The sequence below is a fragment of the Streptococcus rupicaprae genome (assembly GCF_040545225.1).
GTDB lineage: Bacteria > Bacillota > Bacilli > Lactobacillales > Streptococcaceae > Streptococcus > Streptococcus rupicaprae.
The window spans coordinates 20969-41724 of record NZ_JBEPLO010000011.1 but is presented as its reverse complement, the minus strand read 5'-3'; the positions used below and the strand labels follow the sequence as shown (position 1 = coordinate 41724).

The 20756-nt window shown below is 44.2% G+C and carries 23 protein-coding genes and 1 pseudogene; 4 read left to right on the top strand and 20 right to left on the bottom strand.

Translation table 11 applies throughout. From position 1 onward, the window contains the following. Positions 1–4 precede the first annotated feature (4 nt). The 14 genes and pseudogenes from ABID29_RS05995 to ABID29_RS05930 form a co-directional block, all read right to left on the bottom strand. Positions 5–955, bottom strand: a complete 951-nt coding sequence (locus ABID29_RS05995; protein WP_354365112.1) for a phosphodiester glycosidase family protein — start codon at positions 953–955, stop codon at positions 5–7. A gap of 21 nt (positions 956–976) precedes the next feature. Next, positions 977–1651: a DUF4956 domain-containing protein gene (locus ABID29_RS05990; RefSeq protein ID WP_354365110.1), complete on the bottom strand. Its 675-nt coding sequence runs from the start codon at positions 1649–1651 to the stop codon at positions 977–979. Then, entirely contained in the window at positions 1644–2363 is a 720-nt protein-coding gene (locus tag ABID29_RS05985; protein ID WP_354365108.1) for a polyphosphate polymerase domain-containing protein, read from the bottom strand. The genes ABID29_RS05990 and ABID29_RS05985 overlap by 8 nt, the downstream gene beginning before the upstream one ends. A 51-nt stretch (positions 2364–2414) precedes the next feature. After that, positions 2415–3659, bottom strand: a complete 1245-nt coding sequence (locus tag ABID29_RS05980) for a carbohydrate-binding domain-containing protein (RefSeq protein ID WP_354365106.1) — start codon at positions 3657–3659, stop codon at positions 2415–2417. Positions 3660–4450: 791 nt separating this feature from the next. Next, a pseudogene (locus ABID29_RS05975) lies at positions 4451–4925 on the bottom strand (RpiB/LacA/LacB family sugar-phosphate isomerase). A gap of 15 nt (positions 4926–4940) precedes the next feature. Next, entirely contained in the window at positions 4941–5081 is a 141-nt protein-coding gene (locus ABID29_RS05970) for a hypothetical protein (RefSeq protein ID WP_354365105.1), read from the bottom strand. A gap of 31 nt (positions 5082–5112) precedes the next feature. Beyond that, positions 5113–6234 (bottom strand): tRNA 2-thiouridine(34) synthase MnmA, encoded by a 1122-nt coding sequence (gene mnmA / locus ABID29_RS05965; protein WP_354365103.1) that lies wholly within the window; start codon positions 6232–6234, stop codon positions 5113–5115. 237 nt (positions 6235–6471) lie between these two features. Beyond that, on the bottom strand, positions 6472–7125 hold the full coding sequence (gene phoU, locus ABID29_RS05960; protein ID WP_354365102.1) for a phosphate signaling complex protein PhoU: 654 nt from the start codon (positions 7123–7125) through the stop codon (positions 6472–6474). Between the two features lie 12 nt (positions 7126–7137). Then, entirely contained in the window at positions 7138–7890 is a 753-nt protein-coding gene (gene pstB, locus ABID29_RS05955; protein ID WP_354365100.1) for a phosphate ABC transporter ATP-binding protein PstB, read from the bottom strand. Positions 7891–7894: 4 nt separating this feature from the next. Next, on the bottom strand, positions 7895–8710 hold the full coding sequence (gene pstA, locus ABID29_RS05950; RefSeq protein WP_354365098.1) for a phosphate ABC transporter permease PstA: 816 nt from the start codon (positions 8708–8710) through the stop codon (positions 7895–7897). Then, on the bottom strand, positions 8710–9579 hold the full coding sequence (gene pstC / locus ABID29_RS05945; protein WP_354365097.1) for a phosphate ABC transporter permease subunit PstC: 870 nt from the start codon (positions 9577–9579) through the stop codon (positions 8710–8712). The genes pstA and pstC overlap by 1 nt, the downstream gene beginning before the upstream one ends. A 256-nt stretch (positions 9580–9835) precedes the next feature. Then, positions 9836–10705, bottom strand: coding sequence for a substrate-binding domain-containing protein (locus tag ABID29_RS05940; RefSeq protein ID WP_354365095.1), 870 nt, complete (start codon positions 10703–10705; stop codon positions 9836–9838). A gap of 262 nt (positions 10706–10967) precedes the next feature. After that, complete coding sequence (gene pnpS, locus ABID29_RS05935; RefSeq protein WP_354365093.1) at positions 10968–12353, bottom strand: two-component system histidine kinase PnpS; 1386 nt, start codon at positions 12351–12353, stop codon at positions 10968–10970. Between the two features lies 1 nt (position 12354). Beyond that, positions 12355–13047: a response regulator transcription factor gene (locus tag ABID29_RS05930; RefSeq protein WP_354365091.1), complete on the bottom strand. Its 693-nt coding sequence runs from the start codon at positions 13045–13047 to the stop codon at positions 12355–12357. Positions 13048–13198: 151 nt separating this feature from the next. On the opposite strand from ABID29_RS05930, the gene sdaAB reads away from it, so the two are divergent. The 4 genes from sdaAB to ABID29_RS05910 are packed head-to-tail and all read left to right on the top strand — an operon-like array spanning position 13199 to position 15968. Then, on the top strand, positions 13199–13870 hold the full coding sequence (sdaAB, locus tag ABID29_RS05925) for an L-serine ammonia-lyase, iron-sulfur-dependent subunit beta (RefSeq protein ID WP_354365089.1): 672 nt from the start codon (positions 13199–13201) through the stop codon (positions 13868–13870). An 8-nt stretch (positions 13871–13878) separates the two neighbouring features. Continuing rightward, positions 13879–14751, top strand: coding sequence for an L-serine ammonia-lyase, iron-sulfur-dependent, subunit alpha (gene sdaAA / locus ABID29_RS05920; RefSeq protein ID WP_354365087.1), 873 nt, complete (start codon positions 13879–13881; stop codon positions 14749–14751). A 1-nt stretch (position 14752) separates the two neighbouring features. Continuing rightward, a complete protein-coding gene (locus ABID29_RS05915) occupies positions 14753–15358 on the top strand; it encodes a histidine phosphatase family protein (protein WP_354365085.1) in 606 nt (201 codons plus the stop codon). Further along, on the top strand, positions 15339–15968 hold the full coding sequence (locus tag ABID29_RS05910) for an HAD hydrolase-like protein (RefSeq protein ID WP_354365083.1): 630 nt from the start codon (positions 15339–15341) through the stop codon (positions 15966–15968). The genes ABID29_RS05915 and ABID29_RS05910 overlap by 20 nt, the downstream gene beginning before the upstream one ends. 56 nt (positions 15969–16024) lie before the next feature. Here ABID29_RS05910 and ABID29_RS05905 read toward each other — a convergent pair whose 3' ends face one another. The 6 genes from ABID29_RS05905 to ABID29_RS05880 form a co-directional block, all read right to left on the bottom strand. Then, the gene (locus ABID29_RS05905) at positions 16025–16747 is read right to left on the bottom strand and encodes a LysM peptidoglycan-binding domain-containing protein (RefSeq protein ID WP_354365082.1); all 723 of its coding nucleotides are present in this window, start codon (positions 16745–16747) and stop codon (positions 16025–16027) included. 152 nt (positions 16748–16899) lie between these two features. After that, complete coding sequence (locus tag ABID29_RS05900; protein WP_354365081.1) at positions 16900–17694, bottom strand: energy-coupling factor transporter transmembrane component T family protein; 795 nt, start codon at positions 17692–17694, stop codon at positions 16900–16902. Beyond that, positions 17687–18529 (bottom strand): energy-coupling factor transporter ATPase, encoded by an 843-nt coding sequence (locus ABID29_RS05895; RefSeq protein WP_354365079.1) that lies wholly within the window; start codon positions 18527–18529, stop codon positions 17687–17689. Before ABID29_RS05895 ends, ABID29_RS05900 begins: the two co-directional genes overlap by 8 nt. Then, the gene (locus ABID29_RS05890; RefSeq protein ID WP_354365078.1) at positions 18505–19338 is read right to left on the bottom strand and encodes an energy-coupling factor ABC transporter ATP-binding protein; all 834 of its coding nucleotides are present in this window, start codon (positions 19336–19338) and stop codon (positions 18505–18507) included. Before ABID29_RS05890 ends, ABID29_RS05895 begins: the two co-directional genes overlap by 25 nt. Further along, positions 19339–19893 (bottom strand): CDP-diacylglycerol--glycerol-3-phosphate 3-phosphatidyltransferase, encoded by a 555-nt coding sequence (gene pgsA / locus ABID29_RS05885; RefSeq protein ID WP_354365077.1) that lies wholly within the window; start codon positions 19891–19893, stop codon positions 19339–19341. Between the two features lie 11 nt (positions 19894–19904). Beyond that, positions 19905–20744, bottom strand: coding sequence for a helix-turn-helix domain-containing protein (locus ABID29_RS05880; RefSeq protein WP_354365076.1), 840 nt, complete (start codon positions 20742–20744; stop codon positions 19905–19907). Positions 20745–20756: the final 12 nt, after the last annotated feature.

Below are 20756 nucleotides of genomic sequence, written 5' to 3'. Positions count from 1 at the left end.
TGTTTTAGGTGTAACCGATGTAAACAATATCGCTCACCGCCCTTTCTTTGATGGTGGTACCGTTCGTTGTGGGATTGTTGATGACTTGACCATTGAAATACATGGTGGAGGATCCACCGCCGTCTAAGTTATAGGCCAAATCAACTCCATAGCTATCCATAATTTGAGCCAACTCATAAAGGCTAAGACCTGTACTTTCCTCGCTACGGCCGTCTGATACCACGAAGATATAATGGAGGGATCCATCTTCTTCCTCAATGATACCAATCGCAGTCCTTGGGTTATCAGCCATGGCACGCCCAACTTCATCTGAAGTCGAGACGGTAATCTCTCCGTCCTCAATCAAGGTTGGACCAAAGGTAAAGGTGTTGACAACCCCACTATCTAGAAGAGCTTGAGCTGTCGTTTCAGCTTCAGAGACAACTCCTAACGTGCCGTCCGCATACTGGACTAGGTCTTCATAGTCAGTCGAGCGAGCTGTCTCCCGATAGAGCACGCCGTTTTTGATCACATAGCCTGTCTGGTTGGCCCCGTAGTAGTCTCCATTGACAGCGAAAATAGCGTTTTTACTGGCTGCTGTACTAGAGGTCGTTGCTGTGATATTGGTGCCATAGGTGTCTTGTGCGAGAGCGGTCTTCAGTAGGCTCGGATCACTGATGGTCACATCTGCCACGTAAATGGTCGTATCATTCTGACGAAGTGTCTCAATGCTGATGCTCACGTTGTCATCTTGATAGCTGGTATCAGTGCTCGTGATTTCTCCTGTGGTAATAGCAGAGCTACTCAAATTAGTGGCTGTTGTAGCAGAGGACTGACTGGTTTGGGCTTGTACCGTATCTGCCACTGTTGCTACCGCTGTTGGTAGAACAAAGGTTTTTAAGAGGGTGTAGGCATTAGCTGTCAGTAGCATGCTGGAAAATAAAATCACATAGCCATATTTTTTGATGTTTTTCATCGACTGGCTCCTTTCTGTGGGTTACAGACTCTTCTTTTTCTTGAGACGACGAGATAGATTGATGTTCCATGATGGCTGGGCCAGAATCAGACGGTCCAGCAAGTCCTGGTCGGATAGACTGGTCAAAATCCGGTAGGTCAATTCTAATTGACCTTGTTTGGTTTTGGCGGTTTCGAGCGAGGGAGCCTGTCCTAAACTTGTTAGGAAGTCCTCGACTCCTTGACGGTCTGCCTCTGTTTGAGGAAGACAAATGGTAATTTCCTGCCAGTTAGCAGCTTGATGGATGAAAGGAGATTTTTCTAAGAGTAACAAGACTCCACTAATCAGGACAGTCATCAAGATAGCTAAGAGTAGGTAGCCCATCCCAGTTGCTAATCCGACCGCTGTCGCCATGAAGACGAGAAGCAATTCCTTGCTGGAGCTGGCTGGGGAGCGAAATTTGATCAAACTGAAGGCACCCGCTACCGCTACAGAGGTTCCTAGGTTGCCATTGACGAGGAAGATAATCACCGCAATCAAGACGGGTAGGACCACTAGGGTCAGGGCAAAATCCTTGGAGTAGTTGCCGTCGTGTTTATAGAGGCTGGTCAAGATTAGTCCCAATCCCAAGCTGGTTACTAGACAAAGCAATAACCAGACAGGGTTGACTGAAACTGTCGAGGAACTCAAAACACTCTGAAACATCTGATCAAGCATAGGCAGTCTCCCTTATCTTTAGGTGTTCTTGATACAGACGATAGGCCTGACCATATTTAGAGAAGGAGGTTTTCTCTAGCTGGTACTTGGCTAAAATCTCTTCTAGCCAGGCTGGAGTGCTGGTTGCAACCTTGATTTCCATAATCATTTGGTTGTCTGCAATCAAATGCTGCTCAAAAGGAGCGACCAAGGTCATACCGGTAACCAAGCCATAGGTTACGTTTTTATCCAGTGTTACCCGAACAGACTGGTTTCCACGCCCCTTGAAGGACTGGCGTTGGTAACGAATCAGCATGCGTGGCTGGATATTGTCATAACGGTCGTGTAGTTCTTGTAGCTGCTCTGCCATTTTCCAATCACTGGTCTGACCAGCAAGCTCACGCCCCGCCAAGCGCGGAGTGGTTGCTACACGGTACTTATAGCCCACGCCATCAAGCTTTTGCTTGATTTCTAAGAAGGCTGGAGCATCAAGGCTGCCACTGGTGTCATAGGTACGCAGGCGCAACTTTTCCTTACCATGTTTCTTAGCTAAAGAGTCTTGTACCATCTGGAAATCCTCCGTGTCAAAGTAGAGGCTGGAAATGGTGGACTGGGCAAAATCATCGGCCTGCAGGTAAGGATTCATATCCTTTAGAAGCTGAGAAAGTTGCTTGTCAGAGACGAGGTACTTGGTTTCTACACGTTTGAATTCTTTTTGGTTTACTTTTTTCATGGTTAGGTCCTTTCTGTTCTATCCTGCTTTTATCCTCTTTTTATTTTTTGCTTAACGCCCTGGCCTCATGCCGCCACCAGGACCTCCCATCATGGAATTGCTGATGTCTGAGAGGGTCTGTCCATTATGGGTAATGGTCCCACCTGTATAAGTGGCTGTTCCATTAAAATCAAAGGCTGACTGGCCCGAAATAGCAATGGTACCTCCTGTCACAGCCACATCGCCGTTGCTATCAATGGCATCGGTATCGCCAGAAGCCATGGTAATGGTGAGGTCACCACCGTTGATGGCAATGCCAACTCCTGTTTGGTAGACATCTGATGAGCTGGCTGTCCAGTCGCTAGCATTGATGCCGTCATCACTAGCATTGATGGCAATGGTGCCTCCGTTGATGGTGACCACCTTGCCTTCGATGCCTTCGGTACTGGTCTGGATATCAATCGTCCCGCTGTCAATCACGGCTTCATTGCTGGCATGAATGGCATCGTCGCCTGCTTGGATGGTGATGTCGCTGTCTGAGATGTAAAGGTTGCCCAAACTGGTGTCCTCGTCATTATCTGAGTGGATGGCATCTTCAGTCGCCACAATATTCAGCGTCGCTCCTGTGATATTAAGCGCATCATTGGCCGATAGGGCATGTTTGACGGCTGTCAACTGGTAGCTGCCGCCTGCGATTTTCAAGTCATCGTTGGACTTGATGGCATTGTTGTAGTTGCCTTCGACAGTTAACTGGCCAGACCCATTGATGGTTAGGTCTTTTTTACTGTAGATGGCTGCGCTGAAATCTGTTGCCGTGCGGTCAGCACTATCAGCCAGGGTATTTTTTGTCCCTTCTGCCAGAGTCAGGTAAACAGTATCGGCATTGGTTACAGCAATGAGGGCATCGGTGCCCGTCATGGTCACCCCGTTTAGGACAATCTGGACCTCATCACTATCCGCCGCCTCTACCAAAATCTGAACTCCTTCACTCTGACCTGAAACAATGTAGGTCCCAGCTTGGCTAATCTTAACCACAGAACCTGTCAGGCTAACACCGTCTCCTGAAACGGTCGCCGTTGATCCGTTGAGCTCAATCGTGCTGGCTGAAGCTTCATCATAACTGGCATCTAGGTCTTTATCAGAAAAGTAGCCAGTTGTCGCTGTGTCTTCTTGTGTGCTAGTCGTTTGAGTGGTTGAAGTAGACGTAAGGACTGCTGAGCTTGTACTTGACTGGGCATTTGTAGTGCCAGACTGACAAGCTGCTAGGGTCGCACCTGCTAAGAGAATAGGAAATAGTTTTTTGATTTGTTGTTTCATAGATCTTACCTTCTTTCTGAAAAAAAGTATAACCACGTAACCTTAACGAATACTGAAAATTTTCTGAAAATTATCTTAAATAAAAAACAGCTCGTTTGAGAACTGTTTTGACAGAGATCTAAAAAAGGGAGTGGAAAGAACGCCAACAAACGAAAAAGAGTTCGTCTTCGCTTTTTTTATTTCAAGGCTCAGACCTGAAACTGTCCACCGGACAGTTTAACTCCCACCCCGCACAGTTGATTAGGTCAGTTTTGGAACCTATAAAGCGAAAAAATGCCAATCAGTAGTGGTTGCTTGGAACTAAAGTTCCTTTTGACGCTGACGTCGTCAGTTCTATTTCCAACTTCCAAAGGTCCGGGGGACCTTTGGAACTATGCAGGGGAAACGCTAAAACTGACATAGCCAGCATTGTCTCTCTCCAATTTCTGGGAGACCACCTTGGACAGCCTAACCCCAGGCTGTCCAAGCTCCCAACCACGGCGTCAAGCTGTTTTTTCTACCATAGTTTGAATGAGCCCACTGAAAAAGTTTAAATAGCAAAAATGATTATCATAAAAAACGAATAATGATACCTAGTTACTGAACACTTTTTATCATTCATTCGTTTTTTAGATTCATATTATGGAAAGAAACCATTATTATCCGTTCAATTTCTAATGAGACTCACTTTTTCAGTGGGCTCAGTTTAAATAGAACTGACTTTTGCCCAGCCTCGGGAACGTTTTATCGGGTTGTTAAGGTTATATAATTATATAGTAGAAAAACAAGTGATTTGTCAGTCAAGTCAAATGTCACTTTTTAAAGTATTTCAAACCATTTATTAATTCAGTATTAGTAGCAGGATTCTCTAAAAAGTCATAAAAGATGTCTCTAGATACTACTTTTTCTATTAATCTTGGTTCAATATCATGTAAAATCTCTTGAAATGATTTCTTGGTTAGTCGGTTCAAAGCGAGAAGCTTTTGACTCTCTTTTCTTTTTCAATCAGCATCTCCAACTGGGTAGTCTACACCAAACTCATCACAAAACAATTTATCTAAAATGCATTGAAGATTTAGTTCACCAGCCCAACCATGGTTCAATCCTAAAGGTAAAGAAGCTACATTTCCATTATTGATACGCCCAAAAGATAGGGTCTTGGGGTGTCTGTAAAAGACCACTCCGCAGTTCTGGTAAACTATTACAAACCATCATCATTCCTTGGCCTGACGAACAACCTGTAACAACAAAATCAAGACTACTTGTCTCAATTAATAAACTAATCATAACCGCAACTTCAATCTAAGAAGAGATTTGAGTTTCAGCATGAAATGTTCCCAAATTAAAAACTTCATACCGGCCACCAACTGATTGACAAGTTAAATTAAATAGTAAATCAGTTATACTCTCACCTGTACTGGCTTGAATAACCCCGATTTTCATCACTTTCTTTCTCCTTTAATTAACCTTGTCCCTAAATATACTGACACTCTACGCCATCTTTATAAGCAGCATCAATCATGCCACCGCCCAGACACTCGTCACCGTCGTAGAAGACGACTGCTTGACCTGGTGTGATGGCCCGCTGTGGCTCGTCGAAGATGACTTCTGCCTTATCTCCGTTGACATAGACCGTCACCTTCTGGTCTGGCTGACGGTAGCGGAACTTGGCTGTGCACTCCAGTTCAAAAACTTCTGGCATATCCCTTGTAAACCTAACTTGACTAGCTTGTAAAGAGGTTGACAAGAGGTGCTCATGGTAGAAACCTTGACCAACATAAAGAATATTTTTAGAGATGTCCTTGCCAACCACAAACCAAGGCTGGTTGTCTCCGCCTTGCTGACCACCGATTCCTAAACCTCCACGTTGGCCAATGGTGTAGTACATAAGTCCAGTATGTTCTCCCATATCTTGACCATCCATGGTCATCATCCGTCCTGGAGTAGCTGGCAAATAGTTGCTCAAGAACTCCTTGAAGTTCTTCTCTCCGATAAAGCAGATGCCTGTTGAATCCTTCTTTTTAGCCGTTGCTAGCCCTGCGCGCTCTGCAATTTCCCTTACCTCTGCTTTTTGCAAATGGCCGAGCGGAAACATGGTTTTTTGCAGTTGTTCCTGAGACAGCTGGCTGAGGAAGTAGGTTTGATCCTTATTATTATCTGCCCCCCGCAACATGCGAACCCTTCCATATTCGTCACGGGTTACCTGAGCATAATGGCCCGTTGCTACATAGTCAGCTCCTAGGGTCATGGCATAATCCAAAAAGGCCTTAAACTTGATTTCTTTGTTACACATAACATCTGGATTAGGCGTGCGACCAGCACGGTACTCCGCTAAGAAATACTCAAAGACACGTTCCCAATACTCTTTTTCAAAGTTGACAGAGTAATAAGGAATGCCAATCTGGTCTGCCACCGCAGCCACATCCTTGTAATCCTCGGTCGCTGTACAAAAACCATTTTCATCTGTGTCGTCCCAGTTTTTCATGAAAATCCCAACAACATCGTATCCCTGCTCTTTTAACAGCAAGGCCGTCACGGAGGAATCAACACCACCACTCATGCCGACAACGACACGTATTTTTGAATTATCAGTCATATGATAAGTCTCCCATCTTTTCGTTTTTTAATGGACGATTGAAGGTCGTCTTTTCAAAAGTCGATTTGAAGGTCGATTTTGAAGCTTCATTATAGCACGAAAACGCCCTTGCTACAAGAAAAACAATCATCGGTGAACAGCGTTCTTTTGACAGAGTTGTCAATTTTGTTGACAGATTTGTAAATACAATCGTAAAAAACCTTGCCAACTGCTTGACAAGGTTAAATAAGTGAATGATTAGACAGGATCGACCATATGGCCTGTTTCAACATAGACAATCCGTTCGCAAATATTAGTCACATAATCAGCTATTCGCTCCATGTTCAGAGCCATGGAAAGATAATAACTATCGCTAAAGACAAGATCTGGCGACTTGTCCATTTCCTTACGAATATGTGTTGACAAGAGTCTTCTTGACTCAACCAATTCTTCCTCCAGAGCATGAATCTCATCTGCCTTGTCTACCTGGAAGGTCTGGCTCATCATTAGGGCCTTATTGAGCAAGAAATGAAGCTTGTCAGCAAGGTCTACTATCCCTGACTCAATGGATTGTGAGCGAGTTTGTCCCTCAATCCTGGTCAAGGATTTTGCAATATGACTACAATAATCTCCAATTTTTTCCAAATCAGCACTCATCTGCATCAGGGAGACAACCAGACGTAAATCCCTAGCAACAGGCTGCTGCCTGGCCAACAACAAGGCGCAGGCAGTTTCAATTTCCATCTGTTGATGGTTAATCAAGCTATCTTCCATGATAACGGCCTCTGCTACTCGGACATCTTGGTCAATAAGGGCCAAACGTGTTTTTTCAAAAGCACGAATGGCTTTTCTAAATAACGCTTGGAATTGTTTTTTCAGGTCTTCCAACTCTTGTTGATAAAGCTCTCTCATTTTCAGTCCTTCCTAGCCGAATCTTCCAGAAACATAACGTTCAGTCCGTTCATCCCTTGGATTGGTGAATATCTGATTGGTATCCCCGTATTCACAGACCTCTCCCATTAGGAAAAAAGCTGTCTTGTCCGCCACACGCGCCGCTTGTTGCATATTATGGGTCACCATCACGATTGTATAGTTTTCCTTCAACTCCTGAACCAGATCCTCGATTTTTAAGGTTGAAATCGGATCAAGGGCAGAGGTAGGCTCATCCATTAGTAAGATTTCGGGTTCGACAGCCAAGGCTCTTGCAATGCAAATCCGCTGCTGTTGCCCACCAGATAAGGAGCGGCCGCTTTTTTTCAACTTGTCCTTAACATCGTCCCAAATCGCTGCACCGCGTAGACTCTTCTCCACAATGGCATCAAGACTCGCCTTATCCTGAATCCCATGTGTTCTTGGTCCGTAGGCGATATTGTCATAAATAGACATGGAAAATGGGTTGGGTTGCTGAAAAACCATCCCGACTCGCTTGCGCAAGTGGTTGAGGTCCACATCCTTAGCGAAAATATCCTGCCCATCTAAGCTAATACGGCCTTCAATACGGCAACCAGGCACCAAATCGGTCATCCGATTAAGACTTTTTAAAAAAGTGGTCTTCCCACAGCCAGAAGGACCGATAAGGGCCGTGATTTGATTTTCCGGAATAGCTAAATTAATCTGTTTTAAAGCTTGAAAGTCGCCATAAAACAAGTTCATGTTCTCCACTAAAATACTTCCCATACTGTTAATGATTTCCTTTCACAAGTTGCTTAGACAAGCGCGTTGACAGGGTCTGAATGATTAAAACAATCAAAATCAAGATCACTCCTGTTGCATAGGCTTCATCAAGATAAAGTCCCTCACTGGAAAGGACATACATGTGAAGTGACAAGGTACGACCTGAATCCATCAGACTTTTAGGCATATTGGTTGAGGTCCCCAAGGTATACATGAGCGCCGCTGTTTCACCAACAATCCGCCCGATAGACAGCAAAACACCTGCTAAAATCCCCGGTAAAGCTTCTGGTAAAACAATCCGCATAATGGTTCTTATTTTACCTGCTCCAAGGGCAAAACTGGCCTGGCGAACACTGTCCGGAACTGATAACAAGCCCTCCTCCGTCGCTCGAATAATCAAGGGCAGAACCATGATAACCGATGTCAGTATACCTGATAAAAGGGAATATTGAAACCTACAGAAGACCACAAAGAACAACATGCCAAAGAGACCAAAAACAATAGACGGAACACCTTGCAAGGTATCTGCTGCTAAACGAATTAATTCGACAACCTTACTGTCTTTTTTGGCATACTCGACCAGGTAAAAACCTGCAAAAACTCCCAAGGGAATTGCCAACAAAAGGGACCCTATGACCAAAATCAAAGTGGTAATGATAGAAGGTAAAAGGGACATATTTTCCGAACGATAGGTCCAGGAAAAAAGATCCAATCCCAAATGTGGCAAGCCCTGAACCAGAATAAAACCAATAACGAGGAAAAGAAAGCCAAATGTCACAGCAGCCGACAGAAAAACCAGGACTCTCAGAATACGCGCCAGCATTACTCACCCCTCCTTTTCACCCAAATAAAGCCCGCGTTGATCATCAATATAAAGAGGAACAGAACGGCAGCAGTAGCAATCAGAGCCTCCCTGTGTTCTCCTGAAGCATAAGCCATCTCGAGGACAATGTTGGTCGTCATTGTTCGAACCCCTCGCAACCAGCCTGTCGGAAGAACTGGTTGGTTGCCTGCGACCAAGATCACAGCCATGGTTTCACCAATAGCACGCCCAATCCCTAAAATCGTCGCTGAAAAAATACCTGACCGTGCCGCTGGCAACATGACCCAAAAAACAGACCGTTCATGAGAAGCTCCGAGAGCCAGACTAGCTGTATAATAGTCCCCAGGTACAGCTCGTAAATAAGTCTCTGACAAACTGATTATCGTTGGCAAAATCATCACCCCCAGTAGCAGGGAAGCAGACAGCGCACTCAAACCAGTCCCTCCATAAGTCCGTATCCAAGGAACAATGAATTGTAGTCCAAAGAAACCATAAACAATGGAAGGGATGGCAGCCATAACATTAACGGCTGGTTTTAAGAAACGGTAAAGGCCCTTTGGGCAAAAATAGACCATAAAGACAGCTGTTAAGATACCAATCGGAACACCAATGACCACCGCACCAGCAGTTACCATCAATGATCCTAAAATCATGGGCAAAATGCCATAAGAGGCTGGTGTGTTAGAAGGAGACCAATCGCTCTCCAATATAAACCCCGAAAAACCATGTTTCAGCAAAAATGGAAGAGCGTTCCCAAAAATAAACACACAAATCACAACAATGGCTAAAATGGAGAGCAGTGCGGATACCAAAAACGTCCCCTTGAAAAAGGTCTCCTTATGCTTAGCCCTTTGACTAGAATAGCCCATAGCTTCCTACTTTCTCATTTATCATAACTCTCTACTCAATCCTAAGTCTCTAGCAGGTTCTTTAAAACCTATCCCATAACTCTATGCCTAACTGGCCGGTCCTTTATTGGTCACCCGACATCATTTTTAGCAAGTCAATCCACATTCCTCCAAAAAACTTGGCTAGTGACCACCCAATCCCCAAAAATATCCAAAAAGAATCTGAATCTGGTTGGGTATAACCAACTTCTTCTAATTCTCAATGAGGACAAGGAGATTAGTTTGCTAAATCATCCCAAGCTAAAAGTTCACCAGTATAGATTCCTTTAACCTGATCTAAAGTCAAATTAGCCAAAGCATTTTCCTTGTTAATAATGACAGCAATGCCATCTAAGGCAATGACTTCAACAGTAATACCTGGTTTTTCCTTGTCCTTGAGCTCACGAGATACCATACCGATATCCGCTACCCCTTCTTGAACAGCTGTCACACCAGCAGAAGAACCGTTTGAAGTGATGTCAATCTTCACATCTGGATTCAATTCCCGATAAGCTTCTGCTAACTTTTCCATAAGCGGTGTCACAGACGTTGAGCCAACAATTGAGATTGTCCCTGAGGCTTTAGTTGCTGAATAGTCTGTAGCATCCAACTTGACAGGAATATAATTTTTATCCGCTACCACCGCTTGACCTTGGCTCGAATGGATAAAAGCCATAAAATCTCGAGCTGTTTCAGAAATATCCTCTTTAAAGACGATGTTGAAAGGGCGCTGAATCGGGTAAGTCCCATCCAAAACGGTTTTTTCTGACGGTTCAATACCGTCAATGTTAAGAGGCTTGACAGCATCTGTCAAAGAACCCAGAGACATATAACCGATAGCACTTGGGTTGCCTGATACTGTGCTAACAACACCCTCGGTATTGTTTTGGATGGTTGCTGCCTTAGTCGTTTGATCCACCTCTGTATCACCAAACTTTTGCAAAACACCGGTCAATTCTGTAAAGGCCCCTCTTGTTCCTGAGCCATCTTCGCGAGAAACGACCATGATGTCACCAAGACTAGCAGAGGGATCACTGCCCTTATTTCCACAAGCAATCAAGGAGACACTTGCTAACAACACCAGACCTGTTTTAAGAATTGTCTTCATTATTTTTACTCACTTTCCTGTAGCGAATCTAGCTGCTACAAGATTTATTGTAGCAATCTTTTGTAAAGCTTTTGACCTGTTTTTTGTAAAGATTGTGTAAAGAAAAAGCCCCAGGAACCCCTGGCCTGATATCAGGAGCTCCTAAGGTTCTATTTTAAAAGGGAAATATTTATATCAATCTAGCCTAGGAAACGAAGCTGAGGATAGAACTGGAGTCCATCGAAGCAAGTTGATAAGGCCTATCTTTGGTTGTCAAAAAGTATTACTTGGTGTCTGAGCCGTTGATCTTGGTTAAAGAAATGGTAAAGGTGCTGCCCACTCCTGGTTGACTGTCGACTCTGATTTGACCCTCCATGCTAGCTAAAAGCGTCTTTACAATGGGCAGACCTAGGCCTGTCCCACCAGTCTCGCGGCTACGGCCTTTGTTGACGCGATAAAAGCGCTCAAAGATCCGATTAAGCTCATGCTCGGGGATACCGATCCCCGTATCCTCTACAGCAATCTTAACACTACGGTCATCCTCGGTCATGGTAACCTTGATCAGACCACCCGGTTCTGTGTAGCGAATGGCATTGCTCAGAAGGTTGAGTAGGACTTGAGTCACCTTTCCTCTATCTCCTAAATACAAGTCTGACAACCGACTAACACAATCAACCGTTAAAGATTTTTCTTTCAATTGGGGCGAAAGGCCTTCTATCGTAGTCCTTACAAGTTCTTCTAAGTCCAAGGATTCTAATTGAAGTTCTTGACGAGGCTGTTCCAATTTAGACAGGTATAAGATATCCCTGATGATTTCTTGCAGGCGATTGCTTTCCTTATGGATAATCTCTAAAAACTTATCTAAAACAACTGGGTCCTCCTTAGCCCCCAAAAGTAGTGTCTCCGCAAATCCTTTAATGGAAGTGACAGGTGTCTTTAACTCGTGGGAGACGTTGCTAATAAAGTCCTTCTGCGTTCTCTCCAACTGTCTCATATGGGTCACGTCATAAAACAAAAGCAAGACCTGACTGACTTGATTTTCCTTTACAACAGGAGAAACACTGACTTCTACAATCTTGTCCTCAGGCCAAAAGAAGTCCATTTCCTGACTGTGGCTTGTCTTGGTCTGATAAACCGCTTCAACCAAGCGATTCAAGTCGGCTGCCTTGCTAACTTTAGCCAGCGGTTCCCCAATTACAGCCTCATCAGAAAAATAGGCTTGGACGGTTTGATTGGCCAGGGTAATTCTCCCATCAATCCCCAATATCAAGACCCCCACTGATAAGTCATTCAGCAGTAAAGCCAGTTGTTCCTCTTCCTTAAGTCTTTGGGCTTGATGATTTTTTAACTCATGGCCAAAGGCTGTTAGCTCACTACCAATTCTATTGTAGAGCGGTATAGACTGTTGAACATAGTCTTGGCTGTAATTGCCTTGACGCAGGCGTTCCACCAAACGTTCCAGCTGCTTGACAGGGTGGTAAATCTGCCTCAAAATGAATATCAATCCTAAGATGTGGCTGAGGTAAAGCCCCCAAATCCAAGCTAATAGCCAAGACCAGCTCAGAAAGGCTTGCCGATTTATCAGAAAAAGGCCAATGGTCCCCAAAATCAATATGAAAGCTAGGCTGCCTAAAACTGACCGGTAGGCTCTCGGTAGCAGATTTTTCATCCTATTCTCCTACAAACTTGTATCCAAACCCTCTGACAGTGACGATATACTTAGGCTGCTTTGTGTCTTCCTCAATTTTCTCACGCAGTTTGCCGATGTGAACATCCACCATACGAGTTTCCCCTTGAAAATCAAAGCCCCAAAGCGCTTCTAATAATTTCTCTCGGCTGAGCGTACGATTAGGGCGCTTCATCAGGTAATGCAAGAGCTCAAATTCCGTCGGTGTTAAATTGATAGGATGGTCAGACCGATAAACTTCATGACGCTCTTCATAAAGTAGAAGATCTCCATAGTGGAGGATCCCCTCTTTTTCGACAGGGAGGACTTGTTGCTCTGTTCTTCTCAAAATAGCCTTGATACGAGCCAAAACCTCTCTTGGACTGAAAGGCTTGGTCATATAATCATCAGCCCCCAACTCCAGACCAATGATCTTATCCAACTCATCATCCTTGGCTGTTAACATCAAAATTGGCGTACCGATGCCAGCTTGACGGATTCGCTTGCAAATTTCAATCCCATCCAGTTGAGGCAGCATCAGATCCAAAATAATAAAATCAAACTCCCCAGTTAGACCAAGGGCCAGCCCCTGTCGACCATCGGTTGCACTATCAACCATGTACCCATCCTGTTCTAGGGTATAGGTCAGTAAAGTAACAATACTGGATTCATCATCAATCACTAAAATTTTTTTCATCCTGTCCTCCATGTCTAAAGATTTCCAAACATAAACATATATGGTTCTCTATTCATTATACCATGTCTTCAGAATATGGGAATGATTATCTGTTTCAAGTAACTATTTTTTGTTATAATAGACGAGGAAGAAAACAAGGAGACAAAAAACGATGAAACACCTAAAATTCCAGTCTGTTTTTGACATTATCGGTCCAGTGATGATTGGCCCATCGTCCAGCCATACTGCCGGAGCTGTGCGCATCGGTAAAATCGTATCAGCTATCTTTGGAGATGAGCCAACTGAGGTTGAATTTCAACTGTTTAACTCCTTTGCAAAGACCTATAGAGGCCATGGGACAGATGTTGCCCTGGTCGCTGGTATTTTGGGAATGGACACGGACGATCCAAGAATCCCTGATGCCCTTGATATCGCCAGAGAACGCCAGATCAAGATTTACTGGAAAATTAACAAGGACTCAAATGCCCCCCACCCCAATACAACCAAGATTGTCATCAAAAACCAGCACAAGCAGTTATCTGCAACAGGAATTTCGATTGGTGGTGGTAATATTCAAGTGACGGAACTCAACGGTTTTGCGGTCAATATTCATATGAATACCCCAACCATCATCATCGTTCACCAAGATGTGCCTGGCATGATTGCCCATGTGACAGATTGCCTGTCCAAGCACAAGATCAATATTGGGCAGATGAATGTTACCCGTGAAAAGGCTGGTGAAAAGGCCATTATGATCATCGAGATTGATTCCCGTGATTGTGCAGAAGCCTTAGCTGAAATCCGCCATATAGACCATCTCCATAATGTTAGCTTCTTTGGATAGGAGACCCCATGTTTTATACGATAAAAGAACTCGTTCAACAGGCCAATGATCTCCACGGTGGCTCGGTTGCTGAGCTTATGCTGGCTACAGAAACAACTCTGACCGGCCGTGACCGTCAGGAAAATATTGCCATTATGACCCGTAACCTGGAAGTTATGTTAGCCTCCGTCACAGATGGCCTAACCGATAGTAAGTCGGTCTCTGGCCTGACAGGTGGTGACGCGGCTAAACTAGACCGCTATATCCAGTCTGGTCAAACCCTATCTGATCTGACGGTCTTGTCCGCCGCTCGCAATGCTATGGCTGTCAACGAAATCAATGCCAAGATGGGCTTGGTCTGCGCCACACCGACAGCAGGCTCTGCAGGTTGTATTCCAGCCATTATCAGTTCGGCGACTGAAAAGCTTAACCTAAGTCAGGAAGATCAGATCAATTTTCTCTTTACAGCCGGTGCCTTTGGATTGGTTATTGCCAATAACGCCTCTATCTCGGGAGCTGAAGGTGGCTGTCAAGCAGAAGTCGGATCTGCGGCAGCCATGGGGGCAGCTGCCCTTGTCATGGCTGCTGGCGGCACAGCCTATCAAGCTAGTCAGGCGGTGGCCTTCGTGATCAAGAATATGTTAGGCCTCATCTGCGACCCTGTGGCAGGTCTGGTTGAAGTTCCCTGCGTTAAACGCAATGCCATGGGAGCTAGCTTCGCCTTTGTCGCTGCAGACATGGCCCTGGCAGGCATCGAATCTAAAATCCCTGTTGACGAAGTTGTCAATGCCATGTATCAGGTTGGATCGGCCCTACCATCTGCCTTCCGAGAAACCGCTGAAGGTGGCCTTGCAGCAACACCAACAGGCAGACGCCTTGCTAAAGAAATTTTTGGAGAATAAGATGACTGCACCAGCCACCAGTTTCTACTTTGTCAGACACGCAGAACCCAACTATGACAACCACGATGATCTGACCAGGGAGTTAACCGCAAAGGGATTACGCGATTCTATACAGGTGACAAATTTTCTATCTCATCAAGCGATAGATGTCATCTACTCCAGCCCCTTCAAACGGGCTATCGATACTGTAAAGCATTTTGCAGACAGTGTCAACCTCCCAATTCATTTAGAAAAAAAGTTTAGAGAGAGACGAATTGACAGTGTTTGGATTGACGATTTTGATGCCTTTACACAAAAACAGTGGTCCGATTTTTCATATAAATTAAAAGACGGGGAATCCCTCGGACAAGTCCAAAAACGTAATATCGAAGCAATAGAGTCTCTACTGGACAAGCACAGAGGGCAAAAAATCGTTGTCGGTTCCCATGGAACTGCCCTGTCAACCATTGTCAACTACTATCAACCTAACTTTACGCTGAAGAACTTCACAGAGATTAAGCATCTCTTTCCCTTTGTAGTCAAACTAAGCTTTGCTCAAAAGGATTGCCTAGAAATCGTCCTATATGATATTTTAAAGGAGGTTCCCCATGAAACACATCTTCTTTGATTTAGATGGTACCCTAGCAGACAGTTCCCCTGGAATCATCAATAGCTTTACACAGACCTTTACAGATTTGGGAATTCCTCTACCGGATATCGCAACGCTAAAAAGCTTTATTGGGCCGCCACTTGAAACGAGTTTCGCACACTTCGGTGATTCAACTTTTATCAATCAAGCTGGAGACATCTATCGCCATCATTACCAGTCAGGTGGTGTCAACCAAGTTGCTCTCTATGATCAGATTGTTGAAACCTTGGAATTCCTAAAAAATGAAGGCTATCAGCTCTATGTAGCCACCTCTAAAAACCAACCTATGGCGATTAAAATGCTTCAAAACCTGAATATTGACCATTACTTTGTAGAGATTTTTGGCTCCTTGGGGAACGACCACAAGGCAGATGTTATCAAACGTGGTCTGGATAGGTATAGTCTTACAGCGCCAGAAGCTTATATGATCGGTGACACTCACTATGACATGGTCGGAGGCAAATCTCTCAATCTCCAAACAATCGGCGTCACCTGGGGTTTTGGTTCGGAACAGTCCCTACTAGAAAATGGAGCAGATTACCTTGTCCATCATCCCTTGGAACTGGTGAAACTCTTAGAAACAACATAGTTTATAGATAAAAAAGAGCCCGAGAGCTCTTTTTCGTTATTTTCTTTTAGAAAATCTTAGTAACCCCAAGCAGATAAACCTTGAGCATTATAAGCATTTAAAGCAGCATTGATCTGATCGTCTACCGTTGCAGTCGATCCCCAGCCTGGCATGGTTTGGAAGAGCCCAGAAGCCCCAGAAGGGTTATAGGCATTAACTTGGCCGTTAGATTCGCGGGCAATGATATGCTCCCAAGTTGCTGCAGAAACACCAGTTGCTGCCTCCATTTGCTTGGCCGCATAGCTACCAAATTCGCCAGCTGTATTCCCATTAGACAGAACAACACCAGTTGATGTTGCTACTTGATTAGGCACATAAGCTGTTTGCGCAACTACAGGGGCAGCAGTGGTATTAGCTGTTGCTGAAGTTACAATCGGCGTAGAGACAGCAGGAGCTACGTATTTGAATCCTGCCAGTCCTGCAATGTAGGCTGGATAGAGACGAACATAGACCTCGCCATCAGCTAAGGTTTCACCGTCTCCGAGATCGATGACTTGACCGATATCAAGATGGTCTTCATTGTCAATATCATTTAAACGTCTTAAATAGTCGATATCTCTATCATTCTCTTGAGCGATTTGATTTAAAGTGTCACCGGCTTTAACAGTATATGGCGATTTAATCGTAGATGTTGTCGTATCGGTTTCTTGTGCTTGGGCTAAATGAGGAGTTGCTAAGGCCAACAAACTTGTCAGACCAAATACAGCAAGCCCAAGGCTAAATTTTTTAAAGAAGTGCATGATGGCTCCTATTTTTTTAATATTACTAAACCATCATACACATTAAATGTTACAATTGTTTAACATTTTTATGTCATAGATTACATTTACTTGTCTTTTTGACATTAAAAAGCCCTGATATCGGGCTTTCACTAGCTTTTTTGACAGTTTTGTCAATTTTTTAGTAAATAGAGTGTCAATCCAAATAGAAACATTGTCAAGATTGTCAAGCTGTCTTTCAGGGACCATGATAAACGGCGGTATTTGGTCCGTCCCTCCCCTCCTTGATAGCCTCTAGCTTCCATAGCAGTCGCTAGCGCTAGAGCCCTCTTGAAGGACGAGGCAAACAAAGGAATCAAGATGGGAATGATTGATTTTACCTTCTGCATCAGATTCCCTTCATTGAAATCTACCCCACGCGCTCTCTGGGCATTCATAATTCGCTGAGTATCATCCATCAAGGTCGGTACAAACCGTAAACTCATTGACAGCATGAGCCCCAATTCATGAACAGGTACCTTGACATAGTTGAGCGGTCTAAGTAAGGATTCTACCGCATCTGCCAGACTCAAGGGCATGGTGGTCAGGGTCAGTAGGGTTGAAAAAAAGATAATGAGGATGAACCGTGTCAAAATAATGCCTGATTGGTGTAAACCTTGACTGGTTATTTGAAAAATACCAAAAGACCAATAAGTCTCCCCTCCCCTTGCAAAAAAAAGCTGAAACATAGTCGTAAAAACAATCAAACCAAGCATCGGTTTTAAGCCGTTTAGGAAAAAACGAATGCTAATTTTTGACAGGAGAACAAGGCTTAGTGTAAAGACAAAAGAGATCACATTGGTCCATAGATTATTAGCCCAGAAAATAAAGCCAATAAACAGCATCATGGCCAGCAATTTGCTTCTAGGGTCCAAACGATGAATCAAAGAATCTCCTGGAATGTATCGCCCCAATATGAGTTTATCCACGGCTCAACACCTCCACAAGTTCTGACATAGTAATCGGCAAACGATCAAAGACATAACCTCTCTCGACTAATCCTTGAGCAAACCGTGTCACCTTTGGTACTCCTAATTGGATGCTCTCCATAAAGGCCACATCTTGGAACACTTGACTAGGTAAACCAGAGTTTACCACCTTTCCTTTTTCAAGGACATAAACCCTATCAGCATAATCTGCCACATCGTCCATGAGATGGGTGACGAGGACAATGGTCATACCAGACCGATGTAAGTCCTTAAAGATTCCCATCAATTCCTTGCGCCCTGCAGGATCGAGACCTGCAGTCGGCTCATCCAAAACCAGAACATCCGGCTCCATAGCAAGAATACCTGCAATAGCAACCCGGCGCATCTGACCTCCTGACAGCTCAAAGGGACTTCTGTCAAACAGTTCTTCTGAAATGCCGACAATCGCTAACTTCTCACGCGCAATTGCTTCTGCTTTTTCCTTAGAGACTCCAAAATTCTGAGGCCCAAAAGCCACATCTTTCAAAACCGTTTCATCAAACAGCTGACTCTCAGCAAATTGGAAGACCAGCCCAACCTTCTTTCGGACCATTTTGATGTCTTTGTCAACAGAATCAGGTGAGATTTTAAATGCATCAATCGTAACCAGACCACTCGTCGGCTTGATCAAGCCATTCATCAACTGCAAAATCGTTGACTTGCCACTACCTGTATGACCAATTAGAGCCGTATAACTGCCATCTTCAATCACTAGGTTTACATCAAAAAGGGCACGCCCCTGAAAGGGAGTGTTGGCCTGATAAGTATAGCTTACTTCTTGGAGATGGATAACCATAGTGCTTCTTGTAATTCCTTTTCTGATAAATACTTATCGGGCAAGTCAAATCCTGCTTGAATAAGAGCTGTTTTTAAATGTTGCGTAAAGGGTTGGTCGAGTCCCAATGCCAGTAAATCTGGTCGGGCAAATAAATCCTTTGGTGTGCTGACAGATTCTATTTTTCCCTTTTTCATCACTAAGACACGGTCGCTCAAGGCAACTTCATCCAAATCATGGGTAATGGAAATGACTGTCATACCATACTGATCCTTGATTCTTTTAACAGTCTCAATCAACGATAAACGCCCTTCTGGATCAAGCATAGACGTCGCTTCGTCTAAAATCACGATATCCGGCCGAAGAGCAACAACACCTGCAATCGCAACCCGCTGCTTTTGACCACCAGACAACCTAGCAGGCTCTCGTTTTTTAAAGTCTGACATGCCAACCAAATCTAAGGCCTCTGATACACGCTGCTTCATTTCCTCCAGTGGAAGACCTTGATTTTCCAAGCCAAAGGCGACATCATCTTCCACCGTTGCCCCTACAAATTGGTTATCCGGATTTTGAAACACCATGCCAATCTGCCGGCGCTTGTCCCAGACATTTTCGGGCGTCAAAAGATCACCTGAGATAAAGATTTGACCCGATTCAGCCATCAAAAGGCCATCGATCAAACGAACTGTCGTTGACTTGCCTGACCCATTGTGGCCGATAATGGATAACCATTCGCCTTGTTTCACGTGAAACGACACATCATCTAAGGTATAATGGGAATCGTCTTGATCATATCTAAAAGTGAGATTTTTAACTTCAATCATAGTCATCTATTTAAATGTATCCTTAAATAAGAAACCTGCTCCCTTAAAATAATCATAGCCAGAATAGAGGGTAAAGAAGAGCGCTATGTAAAGAAAGATTTGACCGATAAGGTTCCAATGAAAGAGCAAGAAAACAATGGCAAACATCTGGGTAAAGGTCTTTATTTTACCTGGCATAGCTGCTGCTAAGACTTCGCCACCAGTCTCTACCAATAAGAGCCGCAAGCCAGTCACAGCCAACTCTCGACAGATAATGACCGAAGCTACCCAACCCGGAACCAAGCCAAGTTCTACCAACATGATAAAAGCTGACATAACAAGTATCTTATCCGCTAAAGGATCAGCAAATTTTCCAAAATTAGTCACTACCTGCCATTTGCGAGCCAAATAACCATCTAAATAATCCGTCAGACTAGCTACTGCAAAAATAACCCCTGCAAAAATGTGAGCGAGAGTCGATTTTGAAAGAGTCAAAATCAGCAGAAAAACAGGAATCATCAAGATCCGCAGAACTGTTAAGCTATTAGGGAGATTTTCTTTACGGGTATACTTTTCAAACATCGTTCAATCCTTTACTTAAAAATGAGGGTCAGATTTGTTGGTTGCTTTGGTAATGAGGACAAGTCGACCACTTGCTGATTAATTTTGAGGCTCAATCCTTCCAAAGCACCTATACTTAAGGTCAATTGAGGCGTCACCTGCCTATCGACCGAAAGATTTATCGAAGAATCTTCGGGCGTCAGAAGCTTGCCACCGGCTAAGTCTGTATCAGACAAGGAGACCCAAGATTCTGTCTGATCAACAGATAGGGTAATATCAACCTTGTCTGGAGCCTGCCTGATTTCAAGAGTCTGATCGGCTGTCAGCAAAATGTCCAAAGGCAGATTTTCTGGACTTGATGATTGGTCTGTGCTTGGCACTGTCTGTTCAGTGGATTCTGAGGTTTCTGAGGAAGACTTCTGGTAACTCACCTGATAGCCAGAGTTAGCTACTTTAGGCTGAGCCGGTTGATTTTGGTAATATTGCCAAATTGTCATCCCTACAAAACCAAGAATCAAGAGAGCAGATAATAAGAGATAGAAAAACGGAAGATAACTCTGGCTTCGCCTAGGTCTTTTTTTGCGACTAAACCGTGCATAACGAGGGTCATTTGTCGGAAGTTGGTAGACCATTAAGGGTTCGTGGCTATCGTAGGCTTCCAAAATAGTTGGCAAGTCTAACTCTAAAAACTCTGCATAGCGAGCCAGAAGATTGCGAGCTTGATGTTGCCCCGGAATCACTTCAAAATGATCTCGCTCTAGAGCCCTGATATAGCGCCTGTGTATCTTTAAACTGCTGTAAACATCCGAAACGGTCAAGTTTAAATCCTCGCGCGCCGCACGTAAGACCTGACCGATGGTTTGCTGAGCCATAGCTGCCCCCTT

Bases quoted from the DNA above. Each gene is read 5' to 3' on its own strand.
- ABID29_RS05995 (WP_354365112.1), bottom strand. From the start codon at position 955: ATGAAAAACATCAAAAAATATGGCTATGTGATTTTATTTTCCAGCATG.
- ABID29_RS05990 (WP_354365110.1), bottom strand. From the start codon at position 1,651: ATGCTTGATCAGATGTTTCAGAGTGTTTTGAGTTCCTCGACAGTTTCA.
- ABID29_RS05985 (WP_354365108.1), bottom strand. From the start codon at position 2,363: ATGAAAAAAGTAAACCAAAAAGAATTCAAACGTGTAGAAACCAAGTAC.
- ABID29_RS05980 (WP_354365106.1), bottom strand. From the start codon at position 3,659: ATGAAACAACAAATCAAAAAACTATTTCCTATTCTCTTAGCAGGTGCG.
- ABID29_RS05970 (WP_354365105.1), bottom strand. From the start codon at position 5,081: ATGAAAATCGGGGTTATTCAAGCCAGTACAGGTGAGAGTATAACTGAT.
- mnmA (WP_354365103.1), bottom strand. From the start codon at position 6,234: ATGACTGATAATTCAAAAATACGTGTCGTTGTCGGCATGAGTGGTGGT.
- phoU (WP_354365102.1), bottom strand. From the start codon at position 7,125: ATGAGAGAGCTTTATCAACAAGAGTTGGAAGACCTGAAAAAACAATTC.
- pstB (WP_354365100.1), bottom strand. From the start codon at position 7,890: ATGGGAAGTATTTTAGTGGAGAACATGAACTTGTTTTATGGCGACTTT.
- pstA (WP_354365098.1), bottom strand. From the start codon at position 8,710: ATGCTGGCGCGTATTCTGAGAGTCCTGGTTTTTCTGTCGGCTGCTGTG.
- pstC (WP_354365097.1), bottom strand. From the start codon at position 9,579: ATGGGCTATTCTAGTCAAAGGGCTAAGCATAAGGAGACCTTTTTCAAG.
- ABID29_RS05940 (WP_354365095.1), bottom strand. From the start codon at position 10,705: ATGAAGACAATTCTTAAAACAGGTCTGGTGTTGTTAGCAAGTGTCTCC.
- pnpS (WP_354365093.1), bottom strand. From the start codon at position 12,353: ATGAAAAATCTGCTACCGAGAGCCTACCGGTCAGTTTTAGGCAGCCTA.
- ABID29_RS05930 (WP_354365091.1), bottom strand. From the start codon at position 13,047: ATGAAAAAAATTTTAGTGATTGATGATGAATCCAGTATTGTTACTTTA.
- sdaAB (WP_354365089.1), top strand. From the start codon at position 13,199: ATGAAACACCTAAAATTCCAGTCTGTTTTTGACATTATCGGTCCAGTG.
- sdaAA (WP_354365087.1), top strand. From the start codon at position 13,879: ATGTTTTATACGATAAAAGAACTCGTTCAACAGGCCAATGATCTCCAC.
- ABID29_RS05915 (WP_354365085.1), top strand. From the start codon at position 14,753: ATGACTGCACCAGCCACCAGTTTCTACTTTGTCAGACACGCAGAACCC.
- ABID29_RS05910 (WP_354365083.1), top strand. From the start codon at position 15,339: ATGAAACACATCTTCTTTGATTTAGATGGTACCCTAGCAGACAGTTCC.
- ABID29_RS05905 (WP_354365082.1), bottom strand. From the start codon at position 16,747: ATGCACTTCTTTAAAAAATTTAGCCTTGGGCTTGCTGTATTTGGTCTG.
- ABID29_RS05895 (WP_354365079.1), bottom strand. From the start codon at position 18,529: ATGGTTATCCATCTCCAAGAAGTAAGCTATACTTATCAGGCCAACACT.
- ABID29_RS05890 (WP_354365078.1), bottom strand. From the start codon at position 19,338: ATGACTATGATTGAAGTTAAAAATCTCACTTTTAGATATGATCAAGAC.
- pgsA (WP_354365077.1), bottom strand. From the start codon at position 19,893: ATGTTTGAAAAGTATACCCGTAAAGAAAATCTCCCTAATAGCTTAACA.
- ABID29_RS05880 (WP_354365076.1), bottom strand. From the start codon at position 20,744: ATGGCTCAGCAAACCATCGGTCAGGTCTTACGTGCGGCGCGCGAGGAT.